The organism is Phenylobacterium kunshanense (assembly GCF_003254525.1).
Classification (GTDB): domain Bacteria; phylum Pseudomonadota; class Alphaproteobacteria; order Caulobacterales; family Caulobacteraceae; genus Phenylobacterium; species Phenylobacterium kunshanense.
Genome location: NZ_QFYS01000006.1, coordinates 1 through 21,528 on the forward strand (window position 1 = coordinate 1; position 21,528 = coordinate 21,528).

22 protein-coding genes are annotated in these 21,528 nt (G+C 70.3%); 12 read left to right on the forward strand and 10 right to left on the reverse strand.

Annotated elements, in window-relative coordinates; genetic code table 11:
- The first annotated feature begins 451 nt into the window (after positions 1-451).
- The 3 genes from DJ019_RS13520 to DJ019_RS13530 are packed head-to-tail and all read left to right on the forward strand — an operon-like array spanning position 452 to position 2,796.
- Positions 452-1,081 carry a TetR/AcrR family transcriptional regulator gene (locus tag DJ019_RS13520; protein WP_111276585.1) on the forward strand — a complete coding sequence of 210 codons (630 nt, stop codon included), beginning with the start codon at positions 452-454 and terminating at the stop codon, positions 1,079-1,081.
- Positions 1,082-1,094: 13 nt separating this feature from the next.
- Positions 1,095-1,922: a tRNA glutamyl-Q(34) synthetase GluQRS gene (gene gluQRS / locus DJ019_RS13525; protein ID WP_111276586.1), complete on the forward strand. Its 828-nt coding sequence runs from the start codon at positions 1,095-1,097 to the stop codon at positions 1,920-1,922.
- Entirely contained in the window at positions 1,915-2,796 is an 882-nt protein-coding gene (locus DJ019_RS13530) for a DMT family transporter (protein ID WP_111276587.1), read from the forward strand. Before gluQRS ends, DJ019_RS13530 begins: the two co-directional genes overlap by 8 nt.
- On the opposite strand, the gene DJ019_RS13535 is transcribed toward DJ019_RS13530, so the two are convergent.
- From DJ019_RS13535 to DJ019_RS13550, 4 genes are all read right to left on the reverse strand, one after another.
- Positions 2,793-4,208, reverse strand: coding sequence for a protein adenylyltransferase SelO (locus DJ019_RS13535; RefSeq protein WP_111276588.1), 1,416 nt, complete (start codon positions 4,206-4,208; stop codon positions 2,793-2,795). The two genes, DJ019_RS13530 and DJ019_RS13535, sit on opposite strands and share 4 nt — an antisense overlap.
- 157 nt (positions 4,209-4,365) lie before the next feature.
- Entirely contained in the window at positions 4,366-5,619 is a 1,254-nt protein-coding gene (gene nhaA / locus DJ019_RS13540) for a Na+/H+ antiporter NhaA (protein ID WP_111276848.1), read from the reverse strand.
- Between the two features lie 51 nt (positions 5,620-5,670).
- The gene (locus DJ019_RS13545) at positions 5,671-6,471 is read right to left on the reverse strand and encodes an SDR family NAD(P)-dependent oxidoreductase (RefSeq protein WP_111276589.1); all 801 of its coding nucleotides are present in this window, start codon (positions 6,469-6,471) and stop codon (positions 5,671-5,673) included.
- A 1-nt stretch (position 6,472) separates the two neighbouring features.
- Complete coding sequence (locus DJ019_RS13550) at positions 6,473-7,036, reverse strand: carboxymuconolactone decarboxylase family protein (RefSeq protein WP_111276590.1); 564 nt, start codon at positions 7,034-7,036, stop codon at positions 6,473-6,475.
- Positions 7,037-7,144: 108 nt separating this feature from the next.
- On the opposite strand from DJ019_RS13550, the gene nhaA (DJ019_RS13555) reads away from it, so the two are divergent.
- Positions 7,145-8,317 carry a Na+/H+ antiporter NhaA gene (gene nhaA, locus DJ019_RS13555; RefSeq protein ID WP_111276591.1) on the forward strand — a complete coding sequence of 391 codons (1,173 nt, stop codon included), beginning with the start codon at positions 7,145-7,147 and terminating at the stop codon, positions 8,315-8,317.
- 59 nt (positions 8,318-8,376) lie between these two features.
- On the opposite strand, the gene DJ019_RS13560 is transcribed toward nhaA (DJ019_RS13555), so the two are convergent.
- Entirely contained in the window at positions 8,377-9,819 is a 1,443-nt protein-coding gene (locus DJ019_RS13560) for an aldehyde dehydrogenase family protein (RefSeq protein WP_111276592.1), read from the reverse strand.
- Between the two features lie 278 nt (positions 9,820-10,097).
- Between DJ019_RS13560 and DJ019_RS13565 the strand changes: the two genes are divergently transcribed.
- From DJ019_RS13565 to DJ019_RS13575, 3 genes are all read left to right on the forward strand, one after another.
- The gene (locus DJ019_RS13565; RefSeq protein WP_111276593.1) at positions 10,098-10,826 is read left to right on the forward strand and encodes an SDR family oxidoreductase; all 729 of its coding nucleotides are present in this window, start codon (positions 10,098-10,100) and stop codon (positions 10,824-10,826) included.
- Positions 10,823-11,191: a dihydroneopterin aldolase gene (folB, locus tag DJ019_RS13570; RefSeq protein WP_111276594.1), complete on the forward strand. Its 369-nt coding sequence runs from the start codon at positions 10,823-10,825 to the stop codon at positions 11,189-11,191. Before DJ019_RS13565 ends, folB begins: the two co-directional genes overlap by 4 nt.
- A gap of 90 nt (positions 11,192-11,281) precedes the next feature.
- Positions 11,282-11,668, forward strand: a complete 387-nt coding sequence (locus tag DJ019_RS13575; RefSeq protein ID WP_111276595.1) for a DUF4870 family protein — start codon at positions 11,282-11,284, stop codon at positions 11,666-11,668.
- 33 nt (positions 11,669-11,701) lie between these two features.
- On the opposite strand, the gene DJ019_RS13580 is transcribed toward DJ019_RS13575, so the two are convergent.
- A complete protein-coding gene (locus DJ019_RS13580) occupies positions 11,702-12,589 on the reverse strand; it encodes a branched-chain amino acid aminotransferase (protein ID WP_111276596.1) in 888 nt (295 codons plus the stop codon).
- A 90-nt stretch (positions 12,590-12,679) separates the two neighbouring features.
- Here DJ019_RS13580 and DJ019_RS13585 point away from each other — a divergent pair, with 90 nt between their 5' ends.
- The 4 genes from DJ019_RS13585 (at position 12,680) to DJ019_RS13600 (ending at position 15,884) form a co-directional block, all read left to right on the forward strand.
- Positions 12,680-13,168 carry a MarR family winged helix-turn-helix transcriptional regulator gene (locus DJ019_RS13585; RefSeq protein WP_111276597.1) on the forward strand — a complete coding sequence of 163 codons (489 nt, stop codon included), beginning with the start codon at positions 12,680-12,682 and terminating at the stop codon, positions 13,166-13,168.
- On the forward strand, positions 13,168-13,875 hold the full coding sequence (locus DJ019_RS13590; protein ID WP_111276598.1) for a response regulator: 708 nt from the start codon (positions 13,168-13,170) through the stop codon (positions 13,873-13,875). Before DJ019_RS13585 ends, DJ019_RS13590 begins: the two co-directional genes overlap by 1 nt.
- A 166-nt stretch (positions 13,876-14,041) precedes the next feature.
- Positions 14,042-15,403 (forward strand): ATP-binding protein, encoded by a 1,362-nt coding sequence (locus tag DJ019_RS13595; RefSeq protein ID WP_111276599.1) that lies wholly within the window; start codon positions 14,042-14,044, stop codon positions 15,401-15,403.
- Between the two features lie 64 nt (positions 15,404-15,467).
- Positions 15,468-15,884 carry a DUF2147 domain-containing protein gene (locus DJ019_RS13600; RefSeq protein WP_111276600.1) on the forward strand — a complete coding sequence of 139 codons (417 nt, stop codon included), beginning with the start codon at positions 15,468-15,470 and terminating at the stop codon, positions 15,882-15,884.
- A 24-nt stretch (positions 15,885-15,908) separates the two neighbouring features.
- Here DJ019_RS13600 and proC read toward each other — a convergent pair whose 3' ends face one another.
- Entirely contained in the window at positions 15,909-16,703 is a 795-nt protein-coding gene (gene proC, locus DJ019_RS13605) for a pyrroline-5-carboxylate reductase (RefSeq protein WP_111276849.1), read from the reverse strand.
- 128 nt (positions 16,704-16,831) lie between these two features.
- Here proC and DJ019_RS13610 point away from each other — a divergent pair, with 128 nt between their 5' ends.
- On the forward strand, positions 16,832-18,757 hold the full coding sequence (locus DJ019_RS13610; protein ID WP_111276850.1) for a S9 family peptidase: 1,926 nt from the start codon (positions 16,832-16,834) through the stop codon (positions 18,755-18,757).
- A gap of 22 nt (positions 18,758-18,779) precedes the next feature.
- Here the strand turns inward: DJ019_RS13610 and DJ019_RS13615 are convergent, their stop codons facing one another.
- From DJ019_RS13615 to DJ019_RS13625, 3 genes are all read right to left on the reverse strand, one after another.
- Positions 18,780-20,375, reverse strand: coding sequence for a methyl-accepting chemotaxis protein (locus DJ019_RS13615; RefSeq protein WP_111276601.1), 1,596 nt, complete (start codon positions 20,373-20,375; stop codon positions 18,780-18,782).
- Between the two features lie 13 nt (positions 20,376-20,388).
- Positions 20,389-20,700, reverse strand: coding sequence for a hypothetical protein (locus DJ019_RS13620; protein WP_111276602.1), 312 nt, complete (start codon positions 20,698-20,700; stop codon positions 20,389-20,391).
- A gap of 186 nt (positions 20,701-20,886) precedes the next feature.
- Complete coding sequence (locus DJ019_RS13625) at positions 20,887-21,405, reverse strand: response regulator (RefSeq protein WP_111276603.1); 519 nt, start codon at positions 21,403-21,405, stop codon at positions 20,887-20,889.
- Between the last annotated feature and the right edge of the window lie 123 nt (positions 21,406-21,528).

Sequence of the window (21,528 nt, forward strand, 5' to 3'; positions counted from 1 at the left end):
GAGGGTTCACAACCTCCACCCTTCACCGACATCCAGACCGTCTGCTCTCGCAGGAGCGCCCGCAGTCCACACGCCGCCGTTGCGCAGCGCCGTCTTCGCGCGCCGGATGCCGTCACCCACCCGCCATCCGCCCACGAAAAAGGGGCCCGCGTGCGGGCCCCTGACTCGTCGTTACGACCGCTTTGAGGGGGAGCTCAGACGCCCAGGCCCGCCGTGGCCACGGCCGCAGTCAGGCCGAGGAACAGCAGGAACGAGGGGGCGAGACGGTCGAAGAGACGTTCGAACTTCGCGAGAGACATGACACACACCTTTCAGTTGGATCCCCGGGGGAGCGGGGGTGTTTCTTATTTGAACGACGCTCAGATTCATTTGAGCACCGCTCAGATAGGTGCGACAAGCTGAGCGGTCAAGACATCTGTACGGCGCTTAGATATGAAATTATGGTAAGGCTATGAGCGAAGCTAAAAGCGTCGAATCCCGCCCCTACCATCACGGCGATCTGCGCCGAGCCCTGGTGGATGCGGCGCGCCGCCTGCTGGAGTCCGAAGGCCCCAGCGCCCTGTCGCTTCGCGCCGTGGCCAGGGAGGCGGGCGTCAGCCCGGCGGCGCCCTACCACCACTTCAAGGACAAGGCCGAGCTGCTCGACGCCGTGGCCCATGAAGGCTGGGAGATGCTGCATCAGGCGATGGACACGGCGAAGAGCGCCGCCGAGGGCGCGCACAAGCTTAGCGCGCTCGGCATCGCCTACGTCTGCTTCGCCCGCGAGAACCCGGCCCTCTACCGCGTCATGTACGACGCCGCCCGCGACAAGGAAGCCCTGCCGATCGAGATGCACGACGGCAAGGACGACAGCGCCTACTGCATGGTGCGCGACACCATGGTCGAGCTGGGCTCCGACCCCGCGCAGGCGGTCGACCTTGAGCTGGCCACCATCGCCGCCTGGTGCGCCGGGCACGGCCTGGCCGAGATGGCCGGCTTCAAGCAGTTCGACCAGCTCAAGGCCGAGTTGGGCGGGGAGAAGCCGTTCCTGGAGGCGGTGTTCAATCACCTCGGCCTCTTTCCTTCGCTGAACCGGGACTGATAGAGCGCGGCGGGTGTTCGTCACCCGTTTCGCACCCTCGCCGACCGGCTTCCTGCACAAGGGCCACGCCTTCTCGGCGCTGACCGCCTTCGACGCCGCGCGGGCGGCCGGCGGCCGGTTCCTGCTGCGGATAGAGGACATCGACGCCACCCGCTGCCGGCCAGAGTACGAGGCGGCGATCTACGACGATCTGGCCTGGCTGGGCCTTAGCTGGGAAACCCCGGTCCGCCGGCAGTCCGAGCACATGGCGGACTACGACGCCGCCCTCTCCCGTCTGGAGGCGATGGGCGTCCTCTACCGCTGCTTCCGCACCCGCGCCGAGCTGCAGGCGCAGTCCGCCGCGGCGCCGCATGGCCCCATGGAAGCCTTCCGCGGCGCCCCGCTGCCGCCCGACGAGGAAGCGCGCCGCGTGGCCGCCGGCGAGTCCTACGCCTGGCGCCTGTCGCTGGACCGGGCCGAGGCGGTCCTGGGCGGCTTCGACCGCCTAACCTATGTTGTCGAGGGCGAGGGCGAGATCCGGGCGCGGCCCGAGCTGGGCGGCGACGTGGTCCTGGCGCGCAAGGACGTGCGGGTGTCCTACCATCTGGCCTCGGTGGTCGACGACGCGCTGCAGGGGATCACCCACGTCATCCGCGGCGTCGACCTCGCCGACGCGCCGCATGTCCACCGCCTGCTGCAGGCGCTGCTGGACCTGCCGACGCCGACCTATCACCACCACCGCCTGATCCTCGGTCCCGACGGCAAGCGGCTGGCCAAGCGCGACCGCGCAGAGACATTGAGGTCCATCCGGGACCGCGGCGTCACGCCCGCCGTCCTGCGCCGCGAGCTCGGCCTTGACTGACGCCCCCGCCCCCTCGCCCCCGCGCTGGACCGCGCTCGCCGCCCTCATCGGCGGCGCCTGCGTCATCGGCCTGGCGGCGATCCTGGTTCGGCTGGCCCACGCCGGCCCGGCGGCGACGGGGTTCTGGCGGCTGGTCTTCGCCCTGCCGCTGCTGGCGCTGATGGCGCGGCAGGCCTCGGGCGGCCTCGGCGCCCCGCCGCGGATGGCGCTGTGGGCCGGCTTGTTCTTCGCCCTCGACCTGGGGTTCTGGCACTACGGCATCCGCTACACCTCGGTCGCCAACGCCACCGTCCTCACCAACCTGACGCCCGTGGTGGTCACCGCCTTCGCCTGGATCTTCCTGCGCCAGCGCCCCGGCGGCCTGTTCCTGGTGGCGGTGGCGGCCGCGGTGGGCGGCGCCTCGCTGATGGCCTACGCCAAGGGCGGCGGCGCGCCGCTGAACCAGCCGCTGGGCGACGCCCTCTCGGTGACCACCGCCCTCTGGTACGCGCTCTATTTCCTGACCATGGCCGAAGGCCGCAAGTCGACCGGGGCCAGCCAGATGATGTTCTGGGCCGGGGTCACAGGCGTCCCGCTGCTGCTGGCCGCCGCGGTGGCGCTGGGCGAACCGCTGACTCCCGCCACGCCCAGCGGCTGGGCGGCCCTCGTCGGCCTCGGGGTCATGCATGTGACCGGCCAGGGCGCCATCGCCTGGGCCATGGGCCGCCTGCCCACCTCCACGGCTTCGGTCACGGTGCTCGTCCAGCCCGTGGTCGCCGCCGCCCTCGGCTGGGTCCTGTTCGCCGAGGCCATTGGCCCGCTGCAGGGCCTGGGCGCGGCGGTCACCCTGGCGGGTGTCGTCCTGGCGCAGTGGGCCTCGCGCGCGCGGGGCTAGCTGAAACCCCAGCCCTGCCGCGCGACCTCGATCCGCGCCAGCTTCGCCTCAAACGCCGACCAGTCGTCGGCCTGCGCGATCGGCGCCCAGAGCGCCTCGATCTGGTCGTAGAGCAGCTCCTCGGGCTCCGCCGCCGCGAAATAGGCGTGCGCGAGACGCTCCGGCCTGTCCGCGGAATACGCCGCCAGGCGCTCGCGAAACTCCGCGAACGGCGGCTCGGCGTAGAGGGCGGCCCGCGGCCCCGCCAGGGCGCGGTCGTCCCGGCCGCCGAACCAGTCGAAGAAGAACGGCTCCCAGCGCACGCGCTCGCCGCCCTCGGCCAGGGCCCGGAAGGCGGATTGCACGAAGGCTGCGTCCGCCTCCTCGCCCTGCGCAACGACGCCCAGCCGTGCGACCATCGCCGCCGCCAGCTCGCGCCGGTATGCCGCGCCGAAGGTGTTCAGCGCATCCACCAGCGGGTCGGTCTGGGTCACCAGGCTGAAGCAGCCGGCGAGCTGCTGCAGGTTCCAGAACACCGCCTCGGGCTGCCGGCCGAAACTGTAGAGTCCCGTCTGGTCGAAGTAGGCGGCCACGAAGTTGGGATCGGAGTAGGGCAGGAACCGGTAGGGACCGTAGTCGAAGCTCTCGCCCGTGATGTTCATGTTGTCGGTGTTGAGCACGCCGTGGACGAACCCGGCGGCCATCCACCGCGCGGTCAGCCGGGCGGCCCTGGCCACCACCGCCGCCAGCAGGGCCGCGGCCCTGTCCTTCGCGCCGGCGAGCTCGGGGTAGTAGGCCTCGATCACGTGCTCGATCAGCAGGTCGACCCGATCGGCCCGCTCGAAGAAGGCGTGCCGCTGGAAGGTCCCGAAGCGGATGTGGCTGTGCGACAGTCGCACCAGAACCGAAGAGCGGGTCGGGCTGGGCTCGTCGCCGCGGACGAGGTCCTCGCCCGTCTCCACCAGCGAGAACGAGCGCGACGTGGGAACGCCCAGGGCCTCCAGCATCGCGGTCGCCAGCACCTCGCGCACGCCGCCCTTCAGGGTCAGCCGGCCGTCGCCCGAGCGCGACCACGGCGTCTGGCCGGACCCCTTGGTGCCGAGGTCCAGCAGTCGCCCCGTCCCCGCCTCGCGAAGCTGGGCGAACAGGAAGCCGCGGCCGTCCCCCAGCTCGGGGTTGTAGGTCCGGAACTGGTGGCCGTGGTAGCGCATCGACCGGGGCGGATCGATGTTGCCCGGCAGCGGCTCGAACCGGCCGAAATGGGCGACCCATTCGGCGTCGGTCAGAGCGTCCAGCCCCACCGTCGCCGCCGCCCGGTCGTTCCGGTGGCGCAGGATGGTCTTGGGAAAGCGCGCCGCCTCGACAGGGTCCGCGAACTCGGGACCCAGGTCCGGGAAGAGCGGGTCGGGCTGGTAGGCGGACGAGACAGGCATTGCGCCAACTAAGGCGCTGGCGCGGCGGCCGGCAACTAGGCGATGCCCAGGAAGCTCAGCACCAGCAGGACGACGACCACCAGGCCGACGAGGTAGATGAGGTTGTTCACGCCGCGTCTCCTCGGGCGATTTCAGGGAGACCGGCTAACGCCGCGACCTAGGAAGCCGTTCCGCCCTCTGCCGCCCGTCGGCCCGGCGAGGGCGCGCCCTTCAGGTCAGGCCCAAAGATCTTGAGCAGCGTCAGTCCGAGGATCGCGGAGGCCAGGGACCCGATGAAAACCCCGGCCTTCGTCTCGGCGAGCAACTCCGGTGACGTGAAGGCGAGGTTGCCCACGAAGAGGCTCATCGTGAAGCCGATGCCGCAGACGACGGAGACCCCATAGAGCTGCCCCACCGAGGCGTTGCGCGGCATGTCGGCCCACCCCAGGCGGATGATGAGCATCGAGGTCAGGAAGATCCCGATCTGCTTGCCGAAGAACAGGCCCAGGGCGATCCCGAGCGGGATCGTGTCGGTGAAGTGGCGCAGGGTCAGTTCCCCGAGCGCCAGGCCGGCGTTGGCGAAGCCGAAGATCGGAATCACCAAGAAGGCCACCGGCCTGTGCAGCAGGTGCTCCAGCCGGTGCAGGGGCGAGGTCGTGTGCGAGTCCGGCTTGGCGGGCGTCCGCTTGAGCGGGATCGTCATGGCCAGCGCGACGCCGGCCAGGGTCGCGTGGACCCCAGACTCCAGGACGCAGTACCAGAGGACCAGCCCGACCAGCAGGTACGGCCACAGCGCCTGCACCTTCAGCCGATTGAAGACGATCAGCAGAGCCAGCGCGCCGCCCGCTCCGGCCAGGGCCGCCATGTGCAGCTCGGCCGTGTAGAAGACGGCGATGATGATGATCGCCGCCAGGTCGTCCAGCACCGCCAGGGCCGTCAGGAAAATCTTCAGCGAGGCGGGCACCCGGTCGCCCGCCAGAGCCAGGACGCCCAGAGCGAAGGCGATGTCGGTCGCCGCCGGAATCGCCCAGCCGCGCACGGCCTCGGGATTCCCCGCGTTGAAGGCCACATAGATCAGCGCCGGCACGACCACCCCGCCCAGCGCCGCCAGTCCGGGCAGAACGATCCGGGACGGCCGGGACAGCTCTCCGTCGAGGACCTCGCGCTTGATCTCCAGGCCCACGAGCAGGAAGAACAGGGCCATCAGCCCGTCGTTGATCCAGTGCAGCACCGTCTCGTGCAGCGCGAGCGGCCCCAGGTCGAAGCCGATCTTGGTGTCGAGGACGGCGAAGTAGGTCCCCGCCAGGGGAGAGTTGGCGACGATGAGGGCCAGGGCCGCGGCCGCCATCAGGACGTAGCCGCCTGCCGCCTCCTGGCGCAGGAAGTCCTGCAGCGCGGACACGCGCCGCCCGAGGGCTCGCTGTGCAGACATGGCCCCTAGATAGAGGCCGGTCCCGCCCAGCGCCATTATATTCGGCTTACATCAGCCGATCCGCACGCCCATGCCGCCGTCCACCGGCAGGATCACGCCGGTGATGAATCCCGCCTCGTCCGAGGCCAGGAACAGCGCCGCGTGAGCGGTGTCCCAGGCCGTGCCCATCTTGCCGCCCAGGGGCACCCGCGCGTCCCGCTCGGCCCGCACTTCGGCCTGCGTCCGGCCGCTGGCGCCCGCGATGCCGGCCACGGCCATCGGCGTGTCCATCAGCCCCGGCTGCACGGCGTTGCAGCGGATGCCGTAGCGGGCCTGGGACTGAGCGACGCTCTGGGTCAGCCGGTTCACCGCCGCCTTCGACACCTCGTAGGCCACCTGGATCCCGCCCGCCCGCGCCGCCAGGGACGAGATGTTGACGATCGCGCCCGACCGCTGGGCCCGCATCACCGCCAGCGCCGCCTTGGTGACCAGCCAGGTCCCCTTGAGGTTCACCGACAGGATGCGGTCGAAGGCCGCCTCCTCCACCGCATGGGCCGGCGCGTCCCCGCCGCCGATGCCGACGTTGTTGACCAGGATGTCGAGGCGGCCCAGGCGCGCCGCCGCCTCGTCCGCGATCCGCTGGGCGTCGGCCGCGCGCGAGACGTCGGCCTGCAGCGCCGAGGCGGTCCCCCCGGCCTCCAGGATCATGCCGGCCGTCTCCTCGGCCCGTTCAGCGATGCGGTCGACGCACAGAACGCTGGCCCCCTCACGCGCGAACAGCAGGGCCATGGCGCGGCCGTTGCCGATCGTCTCGCCGGGAGTCTGGCCCGCCCCGACGACCACCGCGGCCTTGCCCGCGAGCCGCCCGGCCACGTCAGCGGACCTTCAGCTCGGGATCGACGACTTGGTCGCCCTCCACCTGCACGCCGAAGGTGTTCAGCATCATCGAGACCTGGGTGTATTGGCCGACGGTGAAGACCAGGTCCATGCACTGCTTGGCGGTGAAGTGGCGCCCGAGCTCGCCCCAGGTGGCGTCGGTGATGAACTGGTCGGCGTGCAACTCGTCCGTGGCCCGGATCAGGGCCGCATCGGCTGCGCTCCACCCGGCGTCCACGCCCCGCTTGATCCGCTCGATCTCGTCCGCGGTCAGGCCCGACTGGAGGCCGATGCGCGTGTGCTGCGTGAACTCGTAGCCGCTGCGACAGAGGTAGCCCACGCGCAGGATCACGATCTCCCGCTCGCGCGCCGGCAGGTCATTGCGGCGCGACAGCACATAGCCGCCCCAGGCGTTGAAGCGGCTCAGCGCCTTCGGCGCCCGCGCCAGCGTCCGGAAGATGTTGAGGATCGGCCCCGGCCCGAACTCCTTCAGCGCCTCGTGCTGCTCCGGGCCCATCTCGGCGTCGGTCATCGGCGCGATGCGCGGCTTGTCCAGTCTCACGGCGTTTCCTCGAATTATGGGTTTGTTGGGGTCAACCATAGTCCCGGGCGGGCCGGGCGCCAGCCGAATCCGCTAGAGCGCCGCGAGCCCGCTTGTTACCCACGCGGGATGTCCACGCGCTCGACGCTCGCCTTCCTGAAGACAGAGACGGGGTCGGGCCTGCTGCTGCCCGTCGCCGCCGGGCTGGCCATCGCCTGGGCCAACTCGCCGTGGGCCGGCGCCTATGACGCGATCACCCATGCGGCCGTGCCCGTGCAGGTGGGCCCGTTCGCCGAGTCCATGTCGGTGGCGGGATGGGTCCGGTCGGCGCTGATGCCGATCTTCTTTTTCGTCCTCGGGCTCCAGCTCAAGCACGAGGTCCTGCGCGGCGAGTTCTCCAACCCGCGCCGCCTCGCCCTGCCGATCCTCGGCGGCCTGGGCGGCGCGCTGACCCCGGCCCTGGTCTATCTGGCGTTCAACCTCGGCCCCGCAGGCCGGCTGGAAGGCTGGCCCGTGACCATGGGCAGCGACATCGCCCTGGCCCTCGCCGCGCTGGCGCTCGCCGGCCCGAGGACGCCGCCGCCCCTGCGGGTGTTCCTGCTTACCCTGGCGATGGCCGCCGACCTGCTGGCGGTCGGCTCGATCGCGGTGCTCTACTCCGCCGACCTGCGCTTCCCGATGCTGGCGGGCGCCGCCGTGACGACGGCGGTGCTGGCCGCGATGGCGCGATGGCGGACCGCGCCCTACGCCTTCTGGGCCCTGGGCGGCCTGCTCCTGTGGGGGTTCACCCTGAAGTCGGGGGTCGATGTGTCCCTGGCGGGCGTCGCGGCCGCCCTCTGCTTTCCGCTGGAGCCCAAGCGGCCCGGCGGCCAGGGCGTGCTGACCGAGACCATGGAGGCGCTCCACCCCTACGTCGCCTTCCTGGTCCTGCCGCTGTTCGCCTTCACGGCCGCCGGCTTCCGGCTGGATGGCGCGCTGGTCGGCCCCGTGAGCCTCGGGATCGCGGCCGCGCTGTTCCTGGGCAAGCAGGCTGGCGTCTTCGGCGCCACCGCGCTCGCGCTCGCGTTCAAATGGGCCCGCCGGCCGACCGGGACCAGATGGCTGGAGCTCTACGGCGCCTCCACGCTCTGCGGGGTGGGATTCACGATCAGCCTCTACATCGCGGGCCTCGCCTTCCCCGACTCCGACACCCTGCTCCAGGCCCAGGCGCGGGCTGGCGTCGTGCTGGGATCGCTGGCGTCGGCGGCGCTGGGCCTCGGGGTCCTGATGACCAGCGCCGCCCGGCGGCTGCGCGGGGACTGACCCCAAAAGCAAAAAGAGCCGCCCCTAGAGGCGGCCCTTCGCAGTCCGTGGGCGGGCGATTACTCCGCGGCTTCCTTCGGCGCGTAGCCGAGGATGGCCTTGGTCTCCAGGAACTCGTGGAAGGCGTAGTCGCCCCACTCGCGCCCGTTGCCGCTCATCTTGTAGCCGCCGAACGGGGCGGTCATGTCGCCGCCCGCGCCGTTGATCGACACCTGGCCGGCGCGAAGCTGGCGGGCGATGCCGCGGGCCTTCTCGAGGTCGGCCGACTGGACGTAGGCCGCCAGGCCGTACTCGGTGTCGTTGCCGACCCGCACGGCCTCGTCGACGCTCTCGTAGCCCAGGATCGACAGCACCGGGCCGAAGATCTCTTCCCGGGCGATGGTCATGTCGTTCTTCACGTTCGCGAAGACGGTGGGCTTCACGAAATAGCCCTTGTCCAGGCCCTCGGGTCGGCCCACGCCGCCCGTCACGAGGGTGGCGCCCTCGTCGATGCCGGCCTGGATCAGCTTTTGGATCTTGTCGAACTGGGTCTTGTTGACCACCGGGCCGAGCTGGCTGTTGCCGTTCGGGTCGCCGACGGTGATGCCCGAGGCCGTCTCGCGGGCCACCGCGATCGCCTCGTCCATCCGCTTCTGCGGCACGAGCATCCGGGTGGGCGCGTTACAGGACTGGCCCGAGTTGGTCATCATGGTGGCCACGCCGCGGGCCACGCCCTTGGCGAAGGCGTCGTCGTCCAGGACGATGTTCGGGCTCTTGCCGCCCAGCTCCTGGGCCACGCGCTTCACGGTCGGGGCGGCCGCCTTGGCCACCTCGATGCCGGCCCGGGTCGAGCCGGTGAACGAGACCATGTCCACTTCCGGGTGGCTGGAGATCGCCGCGCCCACGTTGGGGCCGTCGCCGTGCACCAGGTTGAACACGCCGGCCGGCACGCCCGCCGCATGCATGATCTCGGCGAAGATGTGCCCGCTGAACGGCGCCACTTCCGACGGCTTCAGCACCATGGTGCAGCCGGTGGCGATGGCCGGGGCCACCTTGCAGACGATCTGGTTGAGCGGCCAGTTCCAGGGGGTGATGAAGCCGCAGACGCCGATCGGCTCCTTGACGATCATCGTCGGGCCACGGTCTTCCTCGAACTTGAAGGTCTTGAGGATCTCGGCGGTGGTGGCCAGGTGGGCCATGCCGATCGGCACCTGCGCGCGCTGGGCGAGCGAGGCCGGGGCGCCCATTTCCTCGGTCACCGCGGTGGCCAGGTCGCCGAAGCGCTTCTGGTACTCGGCCAGGATGCGGCCCAGCACCTCCAGGCGCTCCTCGCGGCTGGTCTGGCTCCACGAGGCGAAGGCCTTGCGGGCGGCCTTGGCGGCCTTGTCGACATCGGCGGCCGAGCCCATGGCGATCTTGCCGCAGACTTCTTCCGTGGCCGGGTTCTCGACGTCCAGCGTCTTGAGGCCCTCGGCAGGGTCGACCCACTGCCCGTCGATGTAGAATTTGAGGTACTCGCGCATAGACGTCCTCCTGGCGGCGTTCTCGTTGAGGCATAAGGGCTACGGGCCCCGCCTTTCAAACGCTCATATTAGTGATCGGCGTTAACCGGGGAAGCCCCAACGCGGCGTAACTTCAGAAGGCCCGTCGGCCTTGCGGCGGAGCGAGGCGCTCGCTAAAGCCCCCGCATCGACTTCCGGAGGCCCCATGAGCGGCATTCTGCAGATCCTCGTTTTCGTTGCGGCCATGGCGGCCCTGAACATCTTCGAGTTCGGCCGCCTCGACTAAGGCGGACAGGCCCATGGCCGCCCGCGGCGCAGCACTGGTGACGGGCGGCGCGCGGCGGATCGGCCGCGTCCTCGCCGCCGCCGCCGCGCGCGCTGGCTACGACGTCGCCATCCACGTGCGGCAGATCGACGACGACGCCGAGGCGGCGGCCGGCGAAGTGCGAGGCTATGGGCGCAAGGCCGCGATCCTCGGCTGCGACCTTCGCAAGGAAAGCGCCACCGTCGCCCTGGTGGGCGACGTCGAGGCCGAACTCGGTCCGGTCACCCTGCTGGTGAACTCGGCCTCGGTGTTCGAGGAAGACGCCTTCGCCGACATGAATCGCGCCTCGTGGGATCTCCACATGGAGACCAACCTGCGCGCGCCCCTGGTGCTGAGCCAGGCCTTCGCCCGCCGCCTGCCCGAGGATCGCGAGGGCCTGATCGTCAACGTGCTCGACCAGCGGGTCTGGCGGCCGGGCGCCGACTTCTTCTCCTACACGCTGTCGAAGGTCGCGCTTTGGGACGCCACGCGGATGCTGGCCCAGGCGCTGGCGCCGCGGATTCGCGTGAACGGCATCGGGCCGGGCCCGACCCTGCAGTCGATCCATCAGGACGCCGACGCCTTCGCCGCCGAAGCCGAGGCGACCCTGCTCCGGCGCCCGGTCGATCCCGCCCAGATGGGCGCGGCGCTCGCCTACCTGATCGATGCCCGGGCCGTGACGGGACAGATGATCGCCGTCGATTCGGGGCAGCACCTGTCATGAGCGTCGCGCGGCTGGTCACCTCGAAGGTCTTCGTCACCGGCGTGAAGGTGCAGGCCGAGATCGGCGTCTATCGCCACGAGATCGGCCGCGTGCAGCCGCTGATCGTTGACGTCGAACTCGACGTGCCCACCGACGCCTCCGACCGCCTGACCGACACCGTGAACTACGAGACCATCGTCGAGGCGGCCCAGGCCGTCGCCGGCGCGGGCCATATCCACCTCGTGGAGACCTTCGCCCATCGCCTGGCAGAGCGTTGTCTCGCCGATCCGCGCGTCAGCCGCGCCCGGGTCCGGGTGGAAAAGCCGCTGGCCCTGGCGCCCGACGCCGTAGCGGCCGGGGTGGAGATCGTCGTAGAGCGCGGGTGACCGATTTGTAACCGTGTGACGCCTTTGAGCAGCGCCGGTTCGGGGCCATCTTTCAGGTCTCATCCCATCCGGGGATCAAGGGCCGAGACGATGACCGAGACCTACGCCGCCGAAGACAAGACGATGCCGGCGGTCTGCTATGCGCTGTACCTGATCGCGTTCGCCACCGGCGTGACCGCTATCGTGGGCCTCGTCATCGCCTACGCCCAGCGGCAAACGGCGGGTCCGACCAACGCCAGCCACTACACCTTCCTGATCCGCACCTTCTGGATCGGGCTGCTCCTGATGATCGCCGGCGGCGTGATCTTCGGCGTCGGCGCGATCCTCAGCGTGATCCTGATCGGCTTCCCGATCATGGGCCTGGCCTGGCTGGTCTGGGCGGGCGCCTCCGTCTGGTACGGCGTGCGCTGCGTCGTGGGGCTCACGTACCTCAGTCGAGGCGAAGCCTATCCGCGCCCCTACGCGGTGCTGGCCTAGAGTCATCCCTCCCCTCGCGGGGAGGGCGCGCTCTTACGCCGCCACCAGCTCGCGGCGGACCAGCTTGGCGTAGTCGTCCATCAGGCTGAGGCTGATGTTGCCGGGCGTGAAGCGGTACTCGCCGATCTCGCCCACCGGCGTGACCTCGGCGGCCGTGCCGACCACGAAGCACTCCGTGAACCCGGCCAGTTCCTCGGGCTGGATATGGCGCTCGACCACCTCGAAGCCCTTGGACTTCGCCAGTTTGATCACCGTCTGGCGGGTGATGCCGTTCAGGAAGCAGTCGGGCGTCGGCGTGTGGATCACCCCGTCCTTGACGAAGAACACGTTCGAGCCGGTGCTTTCGGCGATGTAGCCACGGTAGTCGAGCATCATCGCGTCGGTGTAGCCGGCCTTCTCCGCGGCGTGCTTGGAGATGGTGCAGATCATATAGAGGCCCGTGGCCTTGGCGTGCACCGGCTCGGTCTCGGGGCTCGGACGCTTATACTTGGCCCAGGTGAGACGGATGCCCTTGGCCTTCTCCTCAGGCGAGAAGTAGCTGGGCCAGTCCCACACCGCGACGGCGACGTGGATCTTGGTCTGCTGGGCCGAGACGCCGATCATCTCCGAACCGCGCCACGCGATCGGGCGGACGTAGGCGTCGGTCAGACCGTTCCTGGCGCAGGTGTCCTTGCAGGCCTGGTCGATCTCGGCCACCGTGTAGGGGATTTCGAAGTCCAGAATCCTCGCGGACTCGAACAGCCGCTCCGTATGCGCCGTCAGCTCGAAGATCTCGCCCCCGTACATCCGTTCCCCCTCGAACACGGCCGACGCATAGTGCAGGCCGTGGGTGAGGACGTGCACCTTCGCCTCGCGCCAGGGGACGAACTGTCCGTCCAGCCAGATCCAGCCGTCGCGATCGTCGAAGGGAACAAGAGCCATGAGGGGAGAACCTCCTTTCGAAGCGCCCCTCTTGAACCTGCCGCGGGCCCCGTCGTCAAACGGTTTGGCCAAGCCTGAGACCACTTGCCCATGAGCGGACCGCCCGACCCCCGCCTGATCCTGCACGAGGACGAGCTCGACGCCGGCCTCGAACTGCTGCTGCTGGCGGAGGCGGCGCTGTGGGCGGCGGTCGACCAGGGCCTGGAGGCCGAGGGGCTGGGTCTGGGCCGTTCGCACTGGCGGGCAGCCTTCCTGCTGCGCCGGCGTCCGGGGATCGGCGTGCAGGAGCTGGCGCACCTGACCAGCCTCTCCAAGCAGGCGGCCAGCCGCATCCTGGTGGACCTTGCGGCCAAGGGCCTCGTCGAGAAGCACGCCGGCGACGAGGACGGTCGCCGCCGCAGCGCCGCGCTCACCGCCCGCGGCCAGGCCTTCGAGGCCGCCATCGGCGAGCGGCTTCGCGCCCAGCTCGGCCGCGCCTATCGCCAAGGGGGGCTGGACCGGGTGGGCGGCGCGCGCGCCATACTGGCCGCCCTGGCTGGAGGACGCCTGCGCAGTCCCACGCCGGCCGGAGGCCGCTGATGACCTTCTCCGACGCGCCGCCGCGCGCTCGCCACCTGCTCATCGTCGACGACGACGACCGCATCCGCGAACTCCTGAAGGAATACCTCACCCGCGCCGGCTTCCGCGTCACGGCGGCCGCCGGCGGCGCCCCGGCCAGGCGGCTGCTCGCCACTCTCGACTTCGACCTCGCGGTCTTCGACGTCATGATGCCGGGCGAGGACGGGTTCTCGCTGACGAGGTGGCTTCGCGACCAGCGGGGCGCGGCGGGCCGCACCCCCGTCCTCATGCTCACCGCCCGCGGCGAGGCCGGCGATCGGATCGAAGGCCTGAAGCTCGGCGCCGACGACTACCTCGGCAAGCCGTTCGAGCCCGAGGAGCTGTTGCTGCGCATCGAGGCCATCCTGCGCCGCGCCAGCGACAAGCCACAGGCGGGCGGCGTTCTCTCGCTCGGGCGCTGCGCCTTCGATCCCGATCGCGGCGAGCTCACCTGCAGCGGCGAGGCCGTGCGGCTGACCGAGGCCGAGGTCGCCCTTCTCCGCCAACTCGCCCGCACGCCGCATGAGCCGGTGGACCGCATGGAGCTCGCCCGCGATACGGTCGACCCGTCCGGCCGGGCGGTGGACGTGCAGGTGACCCGCCTGCGTCGCAAGATCGAGGACGACCCGAAGTCCCCCCGCTACCTCCAGACCGTCCGCGGCGTCGGCTACCGCCTGGCCCCCGACTGATGAAGCTCGTCGGCGCCACAACCTCCCCCATGAATGGGGGAGGGGGACCGCGAAGCGGTGGAGGGGGCGGTGGGGCCATACGCCGGCCTTGCGGCCACCTCGCAGCGTCGCTGCCCCCTCCTCCCTTCGGGTCCCCCTCCCCCTCTTCGCAGGGGAGGTTCCCGCGATGAAGCTCCCTTCGTCCTCGCGGGTCCTGATGCGGTGGCTGAAGCGGCGCCTCCCGAGCACCCTCTTCGGCCGCTCGCTGCTGATCATCGTGCTGCCCGTGGCGCTGATGCAGATCGCCGTCACCTATGTCTTCTTCGACGCCCACTGGCAGACCGTCACCAGCCGCCTCTCCGAAGGGCTCGCGGGCGACATCGCCTGGGCGGTGGAAAGCTATCGCGAGGACCCGACGCCGGAGAGCTTCGCCAAGCTGTCCCAGCGGGCGGAGGAGTCCATGGGCCTGTCGATCGCCCTCCAGCCCGGCCGCAGCCTGCCGGCGCGGCGGCGCGATCCGCCGGCGGCGCTCAGCCCGTTCTTCGCGCCGATCGACCGCTCCCTGGACCGCGCGCTCTCCGAGCGGATCGACGCGCCCTACTGGTTCGACACCACGCGCTACCCCGCCTACGTCGACATCCGCGTGGCCGTGCGGGGCGGCGTCATGCGCGTGCTGGCGCCCCGGGACCGCGCCTTCGCCACCCAGGGGCACATCTTCGTCCTCTGGATGACCGTGGCCACCGTGCTGCTGACCGCAATCGCCATCCTCTTCATCCGCAACCAGGTGCGGGCCATCGAGCGGCTGGCGAATGCGGCGGAGGCCTTCGGCCGGGGCGCGGACGTCCCGGCGTACAAGCCCCAGGGCGCGCGGGAAGTGCGCCGGGCGGCCACCGCCTTCCTGCACATGCGGGGCCGCATCCAGCGCCACATCGAACAGCGCACGGCCCTCCTCGCCTCCGTGAGTCACGACCTGCGCACGCCCCTGACCCGCCTGAAGCTGGCCCTGGCCCTGTCCGAGCCCACGGCGCGCACGGCCGAGATGAAGCGCGACCTGGTCGAGATGGAACACATGATCGACGAATACCTCGCCTTCGCCCGCGGCGAGGGCGGCGAGGCGGCCGAGGCGGCGCCGCTGCAGCCGCTGATCGAGGCGGTGAGTGAAGGCGCGCGCCGCGCCGGCGCCCAGGTGACCGTGGATGTCGCGCCCGAGCTCGTCGTGACCGCGCGACCCAACGCGCTCAAGCGTGCGCTCTCCAACCTGGTGATGAACGCAGCGTCCCATGGCGAGCAGGTCGAGGTGACCGCCCGCCGCGGCCCGGGCGGGATCGAGATCATTGTCGACGACAACGGCCCGGGCATCCCCGAGGATCAGTACGAGGAAGCGTTCAAGGCGTTCGCCCGCCTCGACGCCAGCCGCAACCAGAACACCAAGGGGGTCGGGCTGGGCCTGGCCATCGCCCGCGACGTCGCCCGCGGCCACGGCGGCGACATCGTGCTGGGCCGCTCGCCCCTCGGCGGCCTGCGGGCCACGGTGCGGTTGCCGGGATAGCGCCGTTCAGCCAGGATTCATCCGCGTCCAACGAGCCTGGCCACGTCATCCTCAGGAGCCTCACATGCGCGCCGCCGCCCTCGCCGCCGTTCTCGCCCTCTGCGCCGCACCGGCGCTCGCCGATCCCGCCCATGGCGAGTGGCTGACCCAGAGCGGCACGGCGAAGGTCAAGATCGCGCCCTGTCCGGGGAAGGTCGACCGGCTCTGCGGCAACGTCTCGTGGGTGAAGAATCCGGCCGAGGCCAAGGCCACCGACGCCAACAACCCCGACGCCAAGCTGAAGGCGCGGCCGATCATGGGGCTGCCCATGCTTTGGGGCTTCAAGGCGGCCGGGCCCGGCAAGTGGACGGGCGGCAAGATCTACGACCCCCAGAGCGGCAAGACCTATGACAGCAAGCTGTCGGTCAACCCCAACGGAACGCTGAAGGTCGAGGGCTGCATCGCCATCGTCTGCCAGGGCCAGACGTGGCGAAAGAGCTAGGGCGAAAGAGCTAGGGCGAAAGAGCTAGGCGCCGAGCTCCTTCGAGCGGCGCACCGCCGCGCCGACGGCCTCGCGCAGCAGCGGCGGCAGGCCAGTGTCGCTGAGCAGAACGTTCAACGCCGCCTCCGTGGTGCCCCCGGGCGAGGTGACCTGGCGGCGCAGGTCCGATGGCTCCTCCCCGCTGCGCGCCAGCAGCGCCGCCGCGCCGGTGAGGGTGCTGCGGGCGAGGCGCTGGGCGTCCTTCGGCGAGAGGCCTGCCGAGGCCCCGGCCGCCTCCAGCGCCTCGATGAACGCATAGAGATAGGCCGGCGCGGACCCCGAGACCGCGGTCGCCGCGTGCATGAGGGCCTCGTCCGTCAGGTCGACCACGGCGCCTAGCGGCTCGAACAGGGCATGGGCGCGCGCCAGGGCGGCAGGATCATCGGCGTACAGACTGGCCGTGCCCTGGCCGATGGCGGCGGCGGTCGTCGGCATCACCCGCGCCACGCAGCGCCCGCCGAAGGCCTTGGAGATGTCGCCTGACTTCACGCCCGCGGCGATCGAAACGATCACCGCCGAGGAACCCAGCCACGCCGCCGTCTCGGCCGCCGCCTCGCGCCAGAGCTGGGGCTTCACCGCAAGGACGACCGTGCTCGCCCGGGCCAATTCGGCCTCTGGCGGGTTCAGCATCGCTCCGGCCGCCTCGGCGGCCCGGGCTGCGGGGCCGGGACTGGGGTCGCGGATCATCAGTTCGCGGCCGTCGAAGGCGGCGGCGGCGAGCCAGCCCTCGATCATGGCCCCGCCCATGCGCCCGGCGCCCAGCATCAGGATCGGCGTGATCATGCGCGGAGGCTTAGCGGACTTAGGCCCGGCCGTGAAACCCCGAACGGCGTTGCGTCGAGTTTCGTTGACGTAAGGCGATGGTCGCGCTTGCCTCGCCGCTTCGATTTTCTGTCGGGGACCTCGTCATGCCGTCACGCGCGCTCCTGCTCGGAACCGCCCTCGCCTTCTCGATCTTCTCCAGCGCGGCGGCGCAGGTCGAACGGCGGGAAGTGGGGAACATCGTCTACGAGGGCGCGCCGGCGACTCCGGCAACGCTGCAGGCGGCTATCGCGCCCTACTACAACGCTCGCTCGGCGGTGTTCGAGGACTGGCTGCCGGACGGCTCGATGCTGATCGCCACCCGGTTCGGCGACACCACCCAGATCCACCGCGTGGCCCAGCCGATGGGCGCACGCACCCAGCTCACCTTCTTCGGCGAACCGATCAGCCAGGCCGAGACCGTACCGGGGACCTCGACCTACCTCTATCCCCGCGACGTGGGCGGGGCGGAATACTACCAGGCCTACGTCCGGGACCTGAAAGGCGCCGAGGTCCAGCTCACAGCGCCGGGCACGCGGAACCAGAGCTTCACGTTCTCGAAGGACGGCAAGCTGGTGGCCTGGAGCCAGGTGACGCCTGGCGACCCCAACTACGACATCATGCTGGCCGATCCGTCCAAGCCGGAAAGCCGGCGCAAGGTGCTGGACGGCACGGGCTCCATGGCCCCGGTGGACATAACTGCCGATGGCAAGACCATCCTCGTCCAGCGGTACTTCGCCCAGACCAACGTCGAGCTGTTCATCCTGGACGTCGCCAGCGGCAAGCTGACGCCCGTCGGTCCGACCGGCCGCAAGATCGGCTACCAGGGTGGCGCATTGATCGACGGCGGAACGGCGGTGCTGACCCTGTCGGACGACGGCGCGGAGCACACGCGGCCGGTGATCATCGACGTGAAGACGGGAAAGGTCCGCGACCTGGAGCCGGGCGCCAAATGGGGCTCGGAGGGCTTCGACCTCTCGCCGGACGGCAGGACGCTGCTGCAGGCGGTGAATGAAGAGGGCTATTCCACCCTCGTCCTGCGCGACGTCGCCACCGGCAAGGTTCTGCCCGGCCCGAAGCTGCCGCAGGGCGTACTCACGGCCGCCAAGTTCTCGCCCGACGGGTCTAGGATCGGCCTCAGCCTTTCCACCTCCACCAGCTCGGGCGACGTCTGGAGCTACGATCTGAAGTCCGGAGAGCTGACGCGCTGGACCGAGAGCGAGCTTGCGGGGCTCGATGCGTCGAAGCTCGTCGAACCGGCGCTGTTCCGGTACCCCACCTTCGACAAGCGCCAGATCCCGGCGTTCATCTACAAGCCCAAGGGCGCGACCGGGAAGCTGCCGGTGGTGATCCAGATCCACGGCGGCCCCGAGGGCCAGGAGCAGCCGGCTTTCAGCGCGCGCCGGCAATCGTGGGTGAACGAGCTGGGCGCGGCAGTGATCATCCCGAACGTCCGCGGCTCGTCCGGCTACGGCAAGACCTACCTGGGCCTCGACAATGCCGAGAAGCGCGAGGACTCGGTGAAGGATATAGGCGCCCTGCTGGACTGGGTGGCGACCCAGCCAGATCTCGACGCCAGCCGGGTGGCGGTGGTTGGCCAGTCGTACGGCGGCTACATGGTCCTGGCGGTCGCCGGCCACTACAACGACCGCATCGCCGGAGCCATCGACCTCTACGGCATCTCGGACTGGGTCACCTTCCTGCAGAACACCGAGGGCTATCGCCGCGACCTGCGCCGGGCCGAGTACGGCGACGAGCGTGACCCGAAGATGAGGGCCGTGTTCGACCGCATCGCGCCGATCCGGATGAGCGACCGGATGAAGAAGCCGATGATGGTCTTCCAGGGCGCCAACGACCCGCGGGTGCCGCGCAGCGAGTCCGAGCAGATGGTGGCCAGGCTGCGGGCCCAGGGGACCGAGGTCTGGTACGTCCTCGCCAAGGACGAGGGCCACGGCATCTACAAGAAGGCGAACCAGGAGGCCGTGCGGGCCACCGAGGTGCTGTTCCTGAAGAAGGTGCTTGGCGTCCAGTAGTCCGGTTCGCCGGAGCGGGCGGTCAGGCCGCCCGCTTCGCCGGTGACACCGTGCCGCCCCCGGCGATCTGGAATCTCGCCATGAGCTGGGTTAGGCGCTCGGCCTCGGCGGCCAGGGCCTGGGTCGCCGCGGTGGCCTCCTCGACCATGGCGGCGTTCTGCTGGGTCATGCTGTCGAGGCCGTTCATGGCGCTGTTGACCTCCTGCAGGCTGGTGGCCTGCTCGGCGGTCGAGCTCACGATTTCGGCGATCGCAGTGTTCACCTGGCCCACCTCGGCGACGATGCGCGCCAGGGCTTCGCCCGTGCGGCCGACCAGGGCCACGCCCTCGCCCACCTGGGAGGTGGAGGTCGTGATCAGGGCCTTGATCTCCTTGGCGGCTTCGGCCGAGCGCTGGGCCAGGGCCCGGACTTCCGAAGCCACGACCGCGAAGCCCTTGCCGGCGTCTCCGGCGCGGGCCGCCTCGACGCCCGCGTTGAGGGCCAGCAGGTTGGTCTGGAACGCGATCTCGTCGATCACCCCGATGATCTGGCTGATCTGCTTCGAGGATTCCTCGATGCCGTTCATGGCGTCGACCGCGGCCTGAACGACCTCGCCCGACTGCTCGGCGTGATCGCGGGCGGCGCCGACCACCTGGCCTGCATCGCGGGCGCCGGCGGCGGTGCGCTTCACCGTGGCGGTGATCTCGTCAAGGGCCGCAGCGGTCTCCTCGAGCGTCGCAGCCTGCTGCTCCGTGCGTTGCGACAGGTGGTTCGAGGCGCCAGCAATCTCCGAGACGCTGCCCCGCACGCGGCCGTTCACCTCGACGATCGAGCGCAGGGTCGACTGGAGCTGGTCGGCCGCGGCGTTGAAGTCGGTCTTGAGCTGGCCGTAGTGGTCGGGGAAGGCCGCCGAGATGCGGTGGGTCGTGTCGCCCCGGGCCAGCTTGCCCAGACCGTCGGCCAGGGCGCCGACGACGAGCTCGGCCTCCTGCTCCGACGCGCGGCGCACGCGCTCGCGATCGGCCGCGGCCTTGGCCTCGCCAGCCCGGGCGGCCTCGGCGTCGGCCATGGCCGACTCGGCGCGGTCGCGGGCTTCGGAGGCCTGCTTGAGCATCAGACCCGACCGCTCGAACATGGCGTAGAGGTTGTGCCCGACCCAGATCAGAACCCCCGCTTCGACCAGCAGGATCACCGCGTGCACCAGCACGCGCGCAATGTCGCCGCCGCCAGGGAAGACCGCGGCCGGCAGGACGAAGGAGAGCAGCAGGTGGTGGACCGCCACGATCAAGGTGGCCGCCGCGATCACGCGCCAGTCGCAGTAGACGATCAGCACCGCCAGGCCTGCGAAGTAGGCCATGTGCATGTCGATCTGCCAGGGATGGCCGGAGAAGCCGCCCACCAGCAGGGAGATCTGCGCCATCTGCGCCACCCCGGCGGTGATGCGCACGACCGGGCTCTCGCTCAACAGCCGCCAGGCCGCGGTGGCGCCGCCCGCGATGCCGGCGGCGGCGATCGTCAGCGGCAGCCAGTTTCCATGCACCAGCATGGCGGCGAGGGCGATGATCGGCACGAGGAGCCAGATGCCCCCGATGACGATGCGGTTGGCGAAGCTGCGCTGTTCGGCGATGGTCTGGAACACGGGAGTTAGTCCTCTAGCTGCCGCAGGCGAAGGAGCCGGCGGGGCCGACAGAGAAGAGTGCGCCGGCCGCCTGGAGACGCGCCTGCGCCTGCCCTGCCGGATCGCGGATGACGACGATGAACGGGACCGCGCCCAGGTCGCGGATGACTCCGGCCTGCCCAGCGGCGGCCAGGACAGCCTGCCGGCTCCACCAAGGCGGGAACACGCCGGCCGCCTCGGTCGGATCGGGAGACCGGGACGCGCCCAGCAGCACGGCGGCGCTGAACACGCCGATACCCCCGCAGAGGGCGATCGTCAGAAGGGTTTCACGGACCGTTCGGGTCATGGAACATGGTATGGTCGCGCTAACCTTTCCCACGACCTAACACGCCGCTCTGCGAACACGCGCCAAGGTTGCGCGGCCTTGAGAAGTTCAATCTTCAGGGCGTTTTTTCAGGCGTTTCCGTGCCTTGGAAGCGGTGCGATGCGGCGGCATGCCGCATGCGAGCGGGCAGCCATACCGGCCGCGCGGTCAGAGTTCGAAGACTTCCCGGCGGTCAGGCACGCGGTCCTCAGCGCGGCGGAAGGGGCCGGCAAAGCTGGGGGTCGTCCGGCGGCGCCGGTCGGGTCCGAAATAGCTCTCGGATGTCACGAACGGCCGCGGCCGCATGATCACGGCATGGAGGCGCATGAGGATGGTCCGGGCGCTCACGGGCTTGGCGAGGAACTCGTTGACACCGCGATCGCGGGCGGCGGTAAGCCGCAGTTCGTCAGAGTGCCCGGTCAGCATGATGACCGGCATGAAGCGCAGCGGCGAGTTGAGGCCGCGGACGATCGACAGAAAGTCGAGCCCGTTCATGACCGGCATCTCGTAGTCGACGAAACAGATGTCGGGCTTGATCTCGGCGAGGCCGTGCCAGGCGACCCGGCCGTTCGGCGCGTAGTGGAGGTCGCGGATGCCCGCCGCCTTCAGCACCGTGCCGACGATGGTCCGCATCTGCGGATTGTCGTCGACCACAAGCAGGCGCAACGCCGCCAACCCCTCCGCCATGCCTCGTTCCCCCCGCGCGAACTTACTGGTCGCTTGACGCGCGGACGGAGTTAAGAGGGAGTTACCTGCGGCTGGCGGCCCCGCCAGACGGTCCGGACGCCCTGCCCATATTGTGGATTCCGG